General features: G+C 48.6%; 12 protein-coding genes and 1 other annotated feature. Of the genes, 5 read left to right on the top strand and 7 right to left on the bottom strand.

What is annotated here, in order from left to right; genetic code table 11:
- Positions 1-135: 135 nt before the first annotated feature.
- The 3 genes from groL to CZ502_RS06680 all read right to left on the bottom strand — a co-directional run bounded on the left by groL (position 136) and on the right by CZ502_RS06680 (position 2965).
- Positions 136-1761, bottom strand: coding sequence for a chaperonin GroEL (gene groL, locus CZ502_RS06690; protein WP_076460856.1), 1626 nt, complete (start codon positions 1759-1761; stop codon positions 136-138).
- 71 nt (positions 1762-1832) lie between these two features.
- Entirely contained in the window at positions 1833-2117 is a 285-nt protein-coding gene (gene groES, locus CZ502_RS06685) for a co-chaperone GroES (protein ID WP_076460854.1), read from the bottom strand.
- A gap of 200 nt (positions 2118-2317) precedes the next feature.
- Complete coding sequence (locus tag CZ502_RS06680) at positions 2318-2965, bottom strand: redox-sensing transcriptional repressor Rex (protein WP_076460852.1); 648 nt, start codon at positions 2963-2965, stop codon at positions 2318-2320.
- A gap of 236 nt (positions 2966-3201) precedes the next feature.
- Between CZ502_RS06680 and CZ502_RS06675 the strand changes: the two genes are divergently transcribed.
- Together CZ502_RS06675 and CZ502_RS06670 are read left to right on the top strand one after the other, a co-directional pair.
- Positions 3202-5133: an ABC-F family ATP-binding cassette domain-containing protein gene (locus tag CZ502_RS06675; RefSeq protein ID WP_076460850.1), complete on the top strand. Its 1932-nt coding sequence runs from the start codon at positions 3202-3204 to the stop codon at positions 5131-5133.
- A gap of 120 nt (positions 5134-5253) precedes the next feature.
- Positions 5254-5535, top strand: a complete 282-nt coding sequence (locus CZ502_RS06670; protein WP_076460848.1) for a SemiSWEET family transporter — start codon at positions 5254-5256, stop codon at positions 5533-5535.
- 49 nt (positions 5536-5584) lie between these two features.
- On the opposite strand, the gene CZ502_RS06665 is transcribed toward CZ502_RS06670, so the two are convergent.
- Genes CZ502_RS06665 through CZ502_RS06655 form a run of 3 tightly spaced genes read right to left on the bottom strand, consistent with a single transcriptional unit; the run spans position 5585 to position 8543 of the window.
- On the bottom strand, positions 5585-6550 hold the full coding sequence (locus tag CZ502_RS06665; RefSeq protein ID WP_076460847.1) for a ketopantoate reductase family protein: 966 nt from the start codon (positions 6548-6550) through the stop codon (positions 5585-5587).
- Between the two features lie 4 nt (positions 6551-6554).
- Positions 6555-7742 (bottom strand): pyridoxal phosphate-dependent aminotransferase, encoded by a 1188-nt coding sequence (locus CZ502_RS06660; protein ID WP_076460846.1) that lies wholly within the window; start codon positions 7740-7742, stop codon positions 6555-6557.
- Between the two features lie 15 nt (positions 7743-7757).
- Positions 7758-8543 carry a carbon-nitrogen family hydrolase gene (locus CZ502_RS06655; RefSeq protein ID WP_076460844.1) on the bottom strand — a complete coding sequence of 262 codons (786 nt, stop codon included), beginning with the start codon at positions 8541-8543 and terminating at the stop codon, positions 7758-7760.
- Positions 8544-8585: 42 nt separating this feature from the next.
- Positions 8586-8826: a binding site (T-box leader), on the bottom strand.
- Between the two features lie 299 nt (positions 8827-9125).
- On the opposite strand from CZ502_RS06655, the gene proB reads away from it, so the two are divergent.
- The 3 genes from proB to proC are packed head-to-tail and all read left to right on the top strand — an operon-like array spanning position 9126 to position 11963.
- Positions 9126-9914 carry a glutamate 5-kinase gene (proB, locus tag CZ502_RS06650; protein WP_076460842.1) on the top strand — a complete coding sequence of 263 codons (789 nt, stop codon included), beginning with the start codon at positions 9126-9128 and terminating at the stop codon, positions 9912-9914.
- 11 nt (positions 9915-9925) lie between these two features.
- On the top strand, positions 9926-11170 hold the full coding sequence (locus CZ502_RS06645; RefSeq protein ID WP_076460840.1) for a glutamate-5-semialdehyde dehydrogenase: 1245 nt from the start codon (positions 9926-9928) through the stop codon (positions 11168-11170).
- Positions 11171-11189: 19 nt separating this feature from the next.
- Complete coding sequence (gene proC / locus CZ502_RS06640) at positions 11190-11963, top strand: pyrroline-5-carboxylate reductase (protein ID WP_076460838.1); 774 nt, start codon at positions 11190-11192, stop codon at positions 11961-11963.
- A 152-nt stretch (positions 11964-12115) separates the two neighbouring features.
- Here proC and tsaD read toward each other — a convergent pair whose 3' ends face one another.
- Entirely contained in the window at positions 12116-13144 is a 1029-nt protein-coding gene (gene tsaD / locus CZ502_RS06635) for a tRNA (adenosine(37)-N6)-threonylcarbamoyltransferase complex transferase subunit TsaD (RefSeq protein ID WP_076460836.1), read from the bottom strand.
- Positions 13145-13156: the final 12 nt, after the last annotated feature.

Raw genomic sequence — 13156 nt, 5'->3', positions numbered from 1 at the left:
TTGGGGTGGTCCCCCAGCGGCTGCTTGTGTTCGGCAATTGGCTTGAATACCGCTTTTCATTTTTCTCAGCTAAAACAAAAAAGTGACGATGGGGTATATCTCCCACCGTCACTTCTTGATTAAATTAACTTCTAATTACATCATGCCGCCCATGCCAGCTTGTGGCGCTGCAGGAGCTTGGTTGTCCTTTGGTTCTGGCTTGTCAGCAACAACTGCTTCAGTTGTAAGAAGCAATGCTGATACAGAAGCAGCGTTTTGTAATGCTGAACGGGTAACCATTGTTGGGTCAACGATTCCGGCGTCAACCATGTTTTCGAACTTACCGTCAGCAGCGTTGTAACCAACACCTGGCTTTTCGCTCTTCAATTGGTTAACGATAACGGAACCTTCAACACCGGCATTTTCTGCGATTTGACGAACAGGTGCTTCCAAAGCGTCCTTAACAATGTTAACACCAGTCAATTCGTCACCAGTAGCTTCAACCTTGTCTAAGGCTGGCAATACATTGATCAATGCAGTACCACCACCCGGAACAAATCCTTCTTGAACAGCGGCCCGGGTAGCGTTTAAGGCATCTTCAATCCGGTACTTACGTTCCTTCAATTCAGTTTCCGTAGCAGCACCAACCTTAACAACGGCAACACCACCAGAAAGCTTTGCAAGCCGTTCTTGAAGCTTTTCCTTATCGAAGTCTGACGTCGTCTTCGCAATTGCTTGCTTGATGGATTCTACCCGTTCTTGGATAGCTTCCTTTGAGCCAGCGCCGTCAACGATTGTCGTTGAGTCCTTCGTAACTGTAACCTTGTTTGCTTGACCTAATTGATCAATCGTTACGTCCTTCAATTGCATTCCAAGGTCATCAGAAACGACCGTCCCGCCAGTCAATACAGCGATGTCTTGCAATTGTGCCTTCCGCCGGTCACCAAAGCCAGGAGCCTTAACAGCACAGACGTTGAAGGTACCACGAATCTTGTTCAAAACAAGGGTTGGTAATGCTTCACCAGTGATGTCATCAGCGATGATCAAGAGGGCACGACCTTGTTGAACAACTGATTGGAGCAATGGCAAGATGTCTTGGATATTGCTGATCTTCTTATCAGTAATCAAGATGTATGGGTTGTCGAGGTCCGCTTCCATCTTGTCGTTGTCAGTTACCATGTATTGGGACATGTAACCACGGTCAAAGCTCATCCCTTCAACAACGTCAACGCTCGTGTCAACCCCACGGGAGTCTTCGATAGTGATCACACCATCGTGACCAACCTTTTCCATGGCATCGGCAATCAACTTACCAACTTCAGGGTTAGCAGCAGAAATTGAAGCAATTTGAGCAATGTCATCCTTGGTCTTAACATCGTGTGACATCTTCTTCAATTCTTCAACCGCTGCCCGGGTAGCCTTGTCGATCCCGCGACGGATACCAACTGGGTTAGCACCGGCAGTAACGTTCTTCATCCCGGCATTAACGATTGCCTGGGTCAAAACAGTGGCAGTAGTAGTACCGTCACCGGCGATGTCATTAGTCTTAGAAGCAACTTCGGAAACGAGCTTAGCACCCATGTTTTCAAAGTGGTCTTCTAATTCAATACTCTTAGCAATCGTAACCCCGTCGTTAGTAATCGTTGGGTTACCATAGCTTTGTTCCAAAACAACGTTCCGTCCCTTTGGACCCATCGTTGTCTTAACAGTATTAGCTAACTTATCAACACCACTAAGCATCTTGCTCCGTGCGTCTTCAGCAAACTTAATTTCTTTTGCCATGTATATTTCACCTCAAAAAATTATTTTGAATCTTTTTATTTAATGATCTGTTTTTCTTATCAGTCTAATAATTAGTCGACGATTGCTACTAAGTCCTTTTCGTGAACGACTAAGTACTTTTCACCATCGTATTCAACTTCGTTACCAGCGTACTTGTCAAACAATACGCGGTCACCTTCCTTAACAGCTGGAGTGAGCTTTTGACCGTTGTCTAAGACACGACCTTCTCCAACGGCAATAACCTTTCCAGTAGTTGGCTTTTCCTTCACATTGGAAGCAAGGACAATTCCACCAACCGTCTTTTCTTCTTCAGTTTCAGCTTTAAGAACAACGCGATCTCCTAATGGTTTTAACACGTTAATCCCTCCATCTTGTTAATTTTATTTTTAGATTTTAGCACTCACAATCGCTAAGTGCTAACAACATAATTAACTATAACATGTTCTTTGCAAAATGCAATATAAAAGATTTGACTTTTTTTGACCATTAACAAATAAATTATGCAAAAAAGGGACTGGCGAACATTGCCAATCCCTTTTTATCCCGGCTCGCCGGCCTATCCTTCCATTGAGTCGTCAGTATAATTTTTAATGAAGTAAATCAACGTCTGCAATTCATTTGTTAAGTCGATGTTTTGTACCTGGACCTTCTTTGGCACTGACAGGCGTACTGGGGTAAAGTTTAAGATCCCCTTGACCCCAGCTTCGACTAATTGGTCAGCGACGTGCTGGGCCTTTATCCCTGGCACAGTCAAAATAACCACGTCAATTTGCTGCTCCTTGAGCTGCTTGATCATCTCTTCCGATGGATAAATCGGAATCCCACTCATCACCGTATTGGCGTATTCTGGCTTGGTATCAAACGCCGCACTGATCCGCAGGTTGGTGTCTTGGTGAAAGTTAAAGTTTAATAAGGCGCGACCTAAACTCCCCACCCCGACAAGGGCAACACTAACTAAGGCGTCTTGGTGCAAGATCCCCTTGAAAAACTTTAGTAAGCTCTCAACGTCATAACCATACCCCCGCTTACCAAGCTCACCGAAGTAGGAGAAGTCACGCCGGATGGTGGCGGAATCGACCTGAACGGCCTCTGACAACTCTGTTGAGGAGACCCGTTGCTTATTTGCGTCCTTTAAGACATTTAAATATCGAAAATAAATCGGCAACCGTTTTGCAGTTGCGCGTGGAATCTTTTTATTAGCCATTCTATTATTCCTCCTAAAATTAGCTTCCCCCAGCCTAGTCGCCAACAGTATGCTAGGTTTAATGGCGAACATCACACTAATTTGCTTACTTTGTGAAATTTAATTCTGTGTCTATTCTAGCAATTAAATGATTTTTTGTGAACTAGAATACAAAAATATTCTGAACTTTTTTCTTTAAATCCAAAATCTGCTAAAATAAAATGGTATGAAATCAACGGTTTAAATGAGGTTGCAAAATGTTACTTTTACAAACAAACGATGTCGTCCGCCGTTTTGGGGCCGACGTCTTATTTCACAATATGAACTTACAAATCCAAGAACACGGCCGCACTGCCCTTGTCGGCCGCAATGGTGCCGGGAAGACAACCCTCCTCAAGATGATTGCGGGGATCACCGAACCAGATGAAGGGACAATCAGTAAGGCTCGGGACCTCACGATTGGCTACCTTGCCCAGGATCAGGGGTTAGACAGTCAAAATAGTATCTGGGCCGAGCTCGACACAGTCTTTATCCCCCTTCACAAGATGGAAGCACAGATCCACGACTTGGAAGAACAACTGGCCACCCTTGATAGCGAAAGTGACCACTACCAACAGATTCTCTCAACTTATGACAACTTACAGACTGCCTTCAAGAAGCAAGGCGGCTTTGAATATGCTTCGCGGATGCGGGGGATCTTGCATGGGTTTGGTTTTGATGAGGACAGCTACGACACCCCTATCAATTCTCTTTCGGGAGGACAAAAGACCAAGCTCGCCCTGGCGAAGATTTTGTTACAAGCACCCGGACTCTTGATCCTTGACGAACCGACGAACCACCTTGATATGAATGTCCTCTCCTGGCTGGAAGACTACCTCAAGAGCTACCAGGGCGCCCTCCTCGTCGTTTCCCACGACCGGTACTTCCTCGACCGGGTGGTAAAAGACGTCTACGATTTGGACAACCGTACTTTGACCCACTACACTGGTAACTACACCCAGTTTGTCGAACATAAGCAAGAACGCCTGAAGGCTGAGTGGAAGCACTATGACCAGCAGCAAAAGAAGATTGCTAAGCTAGAAGACTTCGTTAACCGCAACATTGTCCGCGCATCAACGACTAAGCGTGCCCAGGCCCGGCGGAAGCAATTAGAGAAAATGGACAAGATTGAGCGTCCAGAAACGGATGATAAGTCCATCCACTTCCAGTTCCATTCTGATAAGGCAAGTGGGAACGAAGTCCTTGACGTAGAACAAGCCAAGGTCGGCTACGATCACCAAGTCCTCGCCGGCCCCCTCTCATTTGCAGTTCGCAAACCCCAGCGGGTCGGCATCATCGGCCCCAACGGAATTGGTAAGTCAACCTTACTAAAGTCAATTCTCCACAAGCTCCCCCTTGTTAGCGGGACTGTCAAGCTGGGGGCCAACCTGGAGATTGGTTACTACGACCAGGAGCAACAGCAGCTCCACCCTGACAAGACCGTCTTAGAAGAAGTGTGGGATGATCATCCAGAAGTACCGGAAAAAGACATCCGCTCCCTACTCGGTAGCTTTCTTTTTGTTGGCGATGACGTCTACAAAGTTGTTCACGACCTTTCCGGGGGGGAAAAGGCCCGCCTGGAGTTAACCAAGCTATCCTTTAAGCCGATTAACTTCTTAATCCTTGATGAACCGACGAACCACCTTGACATCGACAGTCGGGAAGTACTTGAAAATGCAATTAATGAGTTTGACGGCACCGTCCTGTTCATTTCCCACGACCGGTACTTTATTAATCAGGTAGCAACGGATATCCTGGCAATGCACAAGAATGGGATCAAGCATTACGAAGGAAACTATGACGACTACCTTGCCGCCCTCGCTAAAGCGGCCCCGGCAACGGCAACTGCTAGTACAGTAAAGCAAGCACCGACCGGTAAGAAGTCGTACCAGCAAAGTAAGGAGCAGCAACGGGCCCGCCGAAAGATCCAGCGGCAAGTCGATGACCTGGAAAAGCAAATGTCCGCCCTGGAGGAACAACAGGCCGCGATTCAAGAGCAGATGAGCCAACCTGACGTAGCAACCGACATCAGTAAGCTGACTGACCTGCAAAAGCAACTCGACGAGTCAAAGGAGCGGTCCGATGAAATCGAGTTAGCATGGACCGAAGCCGCGGAAAAATTAGAAGAGTTTGACCAGGAAAATCAATAGCGCAAAAAAAGTCAGTCTAACCAGCTGACTTTTTTGTTTACCCGTAATTTAACTATTGTTTTACTATTCAATAAAGAGTACATTGATAAACGATTAGCAAAAAGGAGGTAATTACCAGCTATGGATACTAAAGACCTAACGAAGCGTCTCAAGAAGTTGCGCTTAGTCGGCAACACCGCTTCAATCGCCTGTTTATTAATGTATTTTTCTTATTTCGGTCAAATCGCTGCCAACCTTAGCGGCCACCCTGTCTCACCTACCCAACCGTTTTTTGCCGCAATCAATGCAACATTGTGGGTAGTGTACGGGGCCCTTAAACCCCAAAAGGACTGGCCGGTAATTATCGCCAATTTTCCGGGAATTATCTTTGGCCTCGTCACCTTCATTACCGCAATCATCTAGCCAAAAGAAAACTACTGAGCTGCCGTTTGGCGTGCCCAGTAGTTTTTATTTATTCCTCCCGAAACTTACGGGTGTTTTCTGCCAAGTGAACCAGGTTCCGCAAGAAGTCATGGGTTGAAGCTTCATAGTTGTACTTCTTTCCTAGGTCATAGATATAGCCATTGATATAGTCAACTTCTGTTGGCCGGTTTTTACTCATGTCCTGGTACATGGATGGGTAGTGCAAGGGGTTGGTAACCTCGCTGACATACTTAATCGTTTGCCATTCCTCTTCCCGGGTACTCAGCAATTGAATTCCTGCCCGTTCAGCGACATCGAAGGCTTCATTAATTAGCTGCTTGCCCAGCTTTTCGGCACCATCATAGTCAATAAACTGCCCCATTTGGATTTCAAATAAGGTACAGATGGTATTGATAACAGAATTAAAGACCACCTTTGTCAGCAGGGTACCGTAGAAATTATCGTTCAAGTGCGGATTAATATTCGCCGTTGTAAAGTCAGCAACAATTTCCTTAACTCGCTCGTCGGGTTCACCGACCTGGGGAGCCAGGTTAATCGAACCTGCACCGGCCTTACCGATAAAGTCAACATCCCCCGCCTTATTCAACACTGTCCCAATCAAGCAGGTACCAGCAATGACGTGCTCTTTAGGGAAGTATTGGTTAATCTTTTCAATGTGTCCCATCCCGTTCATCCCGGAGAAAACATACTGGTGGTCCGGGTGGAAGAAGTGAGCGCTCCGCTCAAGCAAGTCCGCCAGTGTCATCTGCTTAGCAAAAACAATGAAAGCATCCGGGTCCCCATCATATTCTTCTGGCGAATAGATATTAATCGGCACCAGGTGACGGTTCTCATGATCCCGGGAAACATACACCCCGCCCTGTTGTTTAATTGTTTCTACTTCCGGTGCCCAGTTATCGACAAAGTCAACTTTGGCACCAGCAAGTTCCTGAAGCAACACCCCAAAACGAAGGCCCATTGCCCCGGCACCTAATACTGTATAACTTAAAGCCATAATTTTAATCCTCCTTATCAAACAAATGCAACTTCGCAATCCGGTCGACTGCTTCAACTAGCCGGTCTGGTTCAATCAGCAAACCAATCCGCACGTAGCCTTCCCCATGTTCACCAAAACCATTTCCCGGGGCAACGGCCACTCCTGCGCGGTCCAATAAGAGGTTGGCAAAGCTTTCACTCGTATACCCCTTAGGAACCGGCATCCAGGCATAAAACGTTCCCCGTGGAACAAAGGCATGCCAACCGATCTTATCCGCTGCCTTAACAAACGCGTTCCGGCGCTCCTCATAGCGGGCAACGATCTTGGCAATCTCTTGGTCACGCTGTGGCGCCTTTAGGGCATCAATCGCCGCATACTGCAATGCGGGGAAGAGACTGACGAAGAGGTGGTCTTGAATTAAGTTCAACGCCCCGATGATATCCGGGTTGCCGACCGCAAAGGCAATCCGCCAGCCAGCCATGTTAAAGGTCTTGGAGAACGTATAAAATTCAACCCCCACCTCTTTGGCGCCCGGTGTCTGCATAAAACTAACTGGCGCTTGACCGTCAAAGCCCAGGGCTCCATAGGCAAAATCGCTGATGATCCCCACCTGGTACTTCTTTGCCCAGGCCACTAACTCCTTGTAAAACTCAGGGGTGGCAACTGCTCCGGTCGGGTTATTCGGATAATTCAGATAGAAAAATTTTGCCTGTTTTGCGACGTCGGCAGGAATTGCTTTTAGGTCGGGAAGAAAGTTGTTTTCCGCAAGCAACGGGACAGTCGCAAACTTGACCTTCCCAAGGGCGGCCCCGGAGAAATAGTCCGGGTAACCCGGATCAGGCAGTAAATAAGTGTCACCAGGGTTCATCAACGCCCAGGGCAATTCAACCAAGCCAATCTTGGATCCCCCGAGAATTGCGACTTCCTTTTCCGGGTCAACACTTACCCCGTATTTTTCCTGGTAAAAGTCAGCGGCCGCCTGCTTAAATGCTGGCAGGCCGCGAAAAAGTGAATACTTATGCGTCCGCGGGTCAGCGACCCACTTCTGGGTGCTCTTGACAATATAATCTGGCGTTGGCTTATCTGGGTTCCCCTGGCCGAGGTTGATCACGTCAACCCCGTCTTCAATTTTCTTGTTCACCTTTGCTACCAGGTTGGCAAAAAATTGCTTCGGCAAGCCATCCAGGAGCTTCGATTGTTCAAATTTCATTCTCAATCATCCTTTCTAATGATATAAGGGCGGCCGCCGGTCACTAAAGACGGGAATCGGGCCCCGGACCGCCGCCAACTGGTCAAGGTCAACCACCGCGTAGGCAATCGTTTCTGTTTCGCCCGCATCAACAATAATCCTGCCCAGGGGATCAATGACGAGCGAGTGCCCGTTAAATTGATTATCCGGATCATCCCCAACCCGGTTGACCGCAACGACAAACGCTTGGTTTTCAATTGCCCGGGCCTGTAACATCAACTTCCACTGTGCAATCCGCTTTGCTGGCCACTCCGCTGAAAAGTAGAGAATATCTGTCCCGTGCCGGGCAACTGTCCGAACCCATTCCGGGAAGCGGAGGTCATAACAGATAAAGCTAGCACTCGGCACCCCGGCAAGACGGAAGTAGTTTTCCTTATCCCCCGCGGTTAGGTAGCGGTCCTCGTTCATCAGACCAAACAGGTGCACCTTATCGTAATCCGCAACCACCTGGCCAAGCCGGTCGACAACATAAGTGGTGTTGAAAAACTGGTCACCACGCTTAGTCGCGACCGAACCCCCGACAATGTTGACATCAAATTGTCCGGCTAGCCTGGCTAGCACCGCCTGCGTCTTTTTACCATCCTCATCCGCCAGTGTACCCAGCTGGTCAAGGGCATAACCGGTATTCCACATTTCTGGAAAGACCACGACGTCGACGTTTTCCTGAGCGGCCGCGGAAACCGCCGCTTTTACTTTGGCCTGGTTTACCTGCGGATTAGCAAATTCAATGTTTAATTGTGCTAATGCCACTTTGATCTTCACATTATCTCCTTCTTTCAAAAAAAGCTCGTCCTTATCGTCATCAATAAGGACGAGCTTTCACCCGTGGTACCACCTATTTTCGTTATTTGGTTTTCCAAATAACCTCATCAAGTTTTAATCAACTCATTGATAAGATAACGGATATCGGCCGTCAGCAGCTCGATCATTCTCACCACCACGCGTAACTTCAAGACCATCTTCAGAGCAAGCTGTTACTTTCTTCCACCAAGCGAAAGCTCTCTAAAAACTCATTACTCCTACTCATCTCGAACACTTATTTTTCATTACGGGTATTCTAATTTAATTTTAATCTTTTGTCAATAAAATTTTAATTTTTGCAATTGATCTTGACAAAGGATCAATAAGAAACGTACAATTTGAGATGTAGATATAGTAGGTCAGTATAAGGGAATGTGGTCACCGACTGAAAGCCACATCGAGCACCGAATCCCTGCTACACTTATCACTTAACTTTAATAATTAATACATAAAAGAGTAAAGCACGTCTTTAAACGAGAATGGTACCGCCGTAACTGGTGTCTCGGTTAAAGACGTGCTTTGTGTTTTGAGAGGAGTTTTTTTATGGGAGATAAGACAAAACGAATTGTAATCAAAATAGGTACTAGTAGCCTTGTTCTCCCCAGTGGTCAAATCAACCTGCGGACAATTGACCGACTGGCCTTTACCCTCGCGACCCTCAGCCACCAGGGCTATGAGCTTGTCCTCGTTTCTTCTGGTGCCATCGGGGTGGGCCTTGCCAGCCTGGGAATGAAGGAACGGCCCGCCGAAATCGCCAAGCAGCAAGCCCTAGCATCAATTGGGCAAGCGGCATTAATGCGGATCTATTCACAACGCTTTCTCGATTACCAGACCCACGTCGCCCAGCTATTGTTGACCCGCGATGTCCTCGAATTTCCGGTTAGTCGGCAGCACACCCTCAACACAATTAATACCCTCCTTGCCCAGCACGTCATCCCAATCGTCAACGAAAACGACCCCGTGTCCGTTGATGAACTGGACCACCACACCACTTTCAGTGATAACGATGAGTTGTCCGCCCAGGTGGCCACTACAATTGATGCGGACCTGTTGATTGTCCTCACCGACATCAACGCCCTGTACACCAAGGACCCGCACAAGTATCCGGATGCCCAGGCAATTACCGAGGTGCCAGTGCTCACGCCGGAAATTGAGGAGGCGGCAAGTGGCAGTAGTACCCGTTTTGGTACCGGCGGAATGGTCACTAAACTCCGGGCAGCCGCCACGGTGATGAAGGCGGGCAAGCAGATGATCCTTTGCAACGGGGAAAATCCCAAGATTATTTTTGACATCTTTGACGGCCAACAAGTTGGTACTCGTTTTGGAAAATAGGAGGTAATATCATGACAAATACATTAACAGCAATCGGCCAGCGTGCCCAACAAGCAGAAACAAAACTCGCCCTTTTTGACACTGCCACCAAAAATCAGGCCCTTCGCCAGCTGGCCGCTGACCTGGTTGCCAACCAGGACCAAGTGTTAGCTGCGAATAAGAAGGACTTAGCAAACGCGACGGCAATGCCGAAGAAGTTTACCGACCGCTTAATGGTCAATGAACAGCGGATCGCTGATATGGCCGCGGGTTTACGCTCAATCGCCGACCTTCCGGACCCAACCGCGCAGATTGATAAAGGCTGGATCAGCCAGGATGGTTTGCAAATTATCCAGCGGCGGGTACCATTAGGGGTAATTGGTATTATCTTTGAAGCCCGGCCAAACGTAACTGTCGATGCTACCGGGCTAACCTTTAAGAGTGGGAATGCTGTTATCCTGCGGGGCGGAAAGGAAGCCCTCCAGACAAACATCGCCCTGACTGATATCTTGCGAGCCTCGCTGGAAAAACAAGGGCTGCCCGCTGACGCCGTTCAGTTGATCCACGATACTAGTCACGAAATCGCCGCCGAGATGATGAACCTGACTGACTACATTGACGTCCTCATCCCCCGTGGTGGCCGCGGCCTGATCCAACGGGTTGTTAAGACCGCGACCGTCCCGGTGATTGAAACCGGAGCAGGAAACTGTCATGTTTACGTTGACAAGGACGCGGACCTTAAAATGGCGACGGACATCGCCGTCAATGCCAAGGTTCAGCGGCCATCGGTCTGCAACGCGGCCGAAAAACTGTTAATCCACCAGGACGTTGCGGCTACGTTCTTACCTGCGATTGCGGATGCTTTGATTAAGCATGGCGTCCAGCTCCGCGGTGACCAAACAGCCCGGGCAATCGTTCCAGCTATCCACCCTGCTAGTGACGCAGACTGGGATACGGAATACAATGACTTAATCATGGCGGTTAAGGTAGTCGACTCGCTTGATGAAGCCATTAGTCACATCAACGAGCACAGCACCCACCACTCAGAAGCAATTATTACTAATAACATCAGTCGCGGCCGTCGTTTCCAAGAAGCCGTTAATTCAGCTTGTGTCTACGTCAACGCGTCAACCCGCTTTACTGACGGGGGGATGTTTGGTTTCGGTGCTGAAATTGGCATCAGTACCCAGAAGCTTCACGCTCGCGGGCCAATGGGGCTAGCCCAGTTAACGACGATTAAGTACGAAATCACCGGGAACGGTCAGATTCGTGAATAGTCTAAAGGAGGAATTTATGATGAACATTACAATTATCGGTGTCGGCAACATGGGGAGCGCAATTATGAAGGGACTTGATAACACCAAGCAGTTTAACCTTAGCGCAATGAACCCTTCTAACTCCCGCGTCAGCAAGTTTGCCGAAGAATTAGGCTTCAAGTTGGTTAATAACGCAAGCGAAGTCGCAAGCCTTGACCCGCAAGTCGTTATCCTCACAACGCCGGCACCAATCACAACGGCGGTCGCCAAGTCACTGACGAACCTTAGTGATTCGACCATCATTATTTCTGCGGCTGCCGGGGTGAGTCAGGATAGTCTGAAGAAGTCCCTGCCAAACAAAACGATTGTCACCATCATCCCCAACACCCCGGTGGAAGTTAATGCCGGCACAATCGGTTTAGCAATGCCGCATGACGCTCCAGCCGACGCATTCTCGACAGTAATGACGGTCCTCAATAGCCTCGGTGATGTTATCCCCGTTGCGGAGCGTCAACTCGATATTATTGGGGTCGTTGGTGGCTGTGGTCCCGCCTTTGTCGACGTGATGATGGATGCCATGAGTGACGCGGCGGTAAAGCATGGTCTTGACCGGCAAACTGCTTACCAGGTCATCGCCAGCATGGTCAAGGGAACTGGTGCCTTAGCCTACGATAGTAAGAAGGCGCCAGCACTACTCCGTGACCAAGTCACCTCCCCCGCCGGGACAACGATCAAGGGGGTGGAGGCCCTGGAAAAGAACGGCTTCCGCTTTGCCGTAATGGACGCGATTAATAAGGCCAATGGCGAACAATAAAATTTAACTAAGGTGGGGAAAGCAAAAAACGCCCGGTAGCTAAGGACAGTGTTTGTCTGCCGTGCTCTTTTGCAACTTAGCACCAATTTCCCCCGCAAATATTTAAAACAATAAGAGGTCGTGGAAAGCCAATTCCACGGCCTCTTAAATTTTTACTCATGCAACCGGTCAAACATTAAGCCGGGGACTGCGTTGAGGTCCATCCCCGCCCGGTCACCGTGATTATAACCGACAAAGCCAGCAGCCCCGATCATTGCCGCGTTGTCACCACAGAGCTTCAACGGGGCTTGCAACATTGTTACGTCAGGGTGGTACTTTGCCATATCATGGTCTAACCGGGTTCGGAGACCATGGTTAGCGGCTACCCCGCCCGCCAAAACTAACTGCTTAACCGGGTAATCGTCGAGCGCCCGCATCGTTTTTTCTGCTAAGACGTCAACGACACTCTGTTGGAAACTAGCAGCAAGGTCATCCTTATCCAGTTCTTCACCGCGTTGGTCAGCATTATGGACGGTATTGATGAAGGCACTCTTTAAGCCACTGAAGCTAAAGTCATAATTATCCTCTTTTTCCATCGCCCGGGGGAAGTGGAAGGTATCCTTCCCCTTTGCTGCCCATTCATCAATCGTCTTCCCGGCAGGATAGTTGACCCCGAGCACCCGACCAATCTTATCGTAGGCCTCACCAGCCGCGTCATCCCGGGTTTCTCCGATAATTTTATATTCATGCTCATTTGGCATGTACACTAATTCGGTGTGCCCACCAGAGACAAGAAGGGCCATTTGTGGATACTTAAACTCGCCGACATAGCGGGCTGCGTAGATATGCCCCGCCATGTGGTTAACGGGAACAAGTGGCAGGCCATGCGCCCATGAAACCACCTTGGCCGCCGTCACCCCAACGAGCAGTGATCCGACTAGTCCCGGCCCATAAGTTACGGCAACCGCTGTAAGGTCATCATACGCAACGTCTGCTTGCGCTAAGGCCTCATTCGTACACTTAGTGATTTGTTCAATGTGGTGCCGGCTGGCAACTTCAGGAACAACCCCACCAAAACGCTGGTGACTATCAATTTGGGTGGCAACGATATTCGAAAGGATCTTTGTCCCGTTTTCGACAACGGCAACACTCGTTTCGTCACAACTCGATTCAAACGCTAGGATTAATTTGCGTTCTGCCATAATAAATCAAAT

The sequence above is a fragment of the Limosilactobacillus caccae genome (assembly GCF_900156885.1).
GTDB lineage: Bacteria > Bacillota > Bacilli > Lactobacillales > Lactobacillaceae > Limosilactobacillus > Limosilactobacillus caccae.
The sequence above is the reverse complement of the archived record's forward strand: the minus strand, read 5'-3'. Positions and strand labels throughout refer to the sequence as shown.

Excerpts from the sequence above, each read along its gene's own strand:
- CZ502_RS06680 (WP_076460852.1), bottom strand. The coding sequence starts at position 2,965 with ATGGCTAATAAAAAGATTCCACGCGCAACTGCAAAACGGTTGCCGATT.
- proB (WP_076460842.1), top strand. The coding sequence starts at position 9,126 with ATGGGAGATAAGACAAAACGAATTGTAATCAAAATAGGTACTAGTAGC.
- proC (WP_076460838.1), top strand. The coding sequence starts at position 11,190 with ATGAACATTACAATTATCGGTGTCGGCAACATGGGGAGCGCAATTATG.
- CZ502_RS06670 (WP_076460848.1), top strand. The coding sequence starts at position 5,254 with ATGGATACTAAAGACCTAACGAAGCGTCTCAAGAAGTTGCGCTTAGTC.
- tsaD (WP_076460836.1), bottom strand. The coding sequence starts at position 13,144 with ATGGCAGAACGCAAATTAATCCTAGCGTTTGAATCGAGTTGTGACGAA.
- groL (WP_076460856.1), bottom strand. The coding sequence starts at position 1,761 with ATGGCAAAAGAAATTAAGTTTGCTGAAGACGCACGGAGCAAGATGCTT.
- CZ502_RS06675 (WP_076460850.1), top strand. The coding sequence starts at position 3,202 with ATGTTACTTTTACAAACAAACGATGTCGTCCGCCGTTTTGGGGCCGAC.
- CZ502_RS06660 (WP_076460846.1), bottom strand. The coding sequence starts at position 7,742 with ATGAAATTTGAACAATCGAAGCTCCTGGATGGCTTGCCGAAGCAATTT.
- CZ502_RS06665 (WP_076460847.1), bottom strand. The coding sequence starts at position 6,550 with ATGGCTTTAAGTTATACAGTATTAGGTGCCGGGGCAATGGGCCTTCGT.
- CZ502_RS06645 (WP_076460840.1), top strand. The coding sequence starts at position 9,926 with ATGACAAATACATTAACAGCAATCGGCCAGCGTGCCCAACAAGCAGAA.